The sequence below is a fragment of the Flavitalea flava genome (assembly GCF_054461575.1).
In genome coordinates this window covers 1-564 of the sequence record NZ_JBTLQH010000146.1, presented here as the reverse complement: position 1 = coordinate 564, position 564 = coordinate 1, and the positions used below count along the sequence as shown (strand labels likewise).

1 protein-coding gene is annotated in these 564 nt (G+C 52.0%); it reads right to left on the bottom strand.

Annotated elements, in window-relative coordinates; genetic code table 11:
• On the bottom strand, window positions 1–564 hold a 564-nt coding region (locus ACX0G9_RS31760; RefSeq protein ID WP_459069020.1), incomplete at both ends, for a condensation domain-containing protein.

Sequence of the window (564 nt, the reverse complement as noted above, 5' to 3'; positions counted from 1 at the left end):
GCCTTGCAGGTAACGCGCCACCTGGTTGCTGCGTTCGTCCAACTCCCGATAGCTCAGCTCCTCATCACCGAACCACACCGCCAGCGCAGACGGACAACGCAAGACCTGGGACCCGAACAGATCCAGCAGCGTCTGATCCTTAGGGTAAGAGACCTCCCTCCCGTTGAAGCCCCGAACCAACTGTTCCTGCTCGGCTAAGGGTAACATCGGTAAGGACCCGATAGCCTGCCCGGCGTGCAGGATTACAGCGTTTAATAATTCTTTATAATGACCGATCATCCGGCAGATCGTCTCTTTCCGGTAGAGATCAGTACAATATTCTATACTGCCTTCCCAGCCTTCAGCTGTTTCTGTCAGGGTATAGGTCAGGTCAAATCTTGACGTATGAGAGGCTACCTCTTCCCGTAAAAGTTCAAGATCCGGCAAACTTCCCTTAGACAGGCCGGGTCCGGCCTGATTTTGTAATACAAACAAAACATCGAATAAAGGGCTTCTGCTCATATCCCTTTCACGGACCAGGGTCTCCACTACTTTCTCAAAAGGAACGTCCTGGTGTTCGTATGC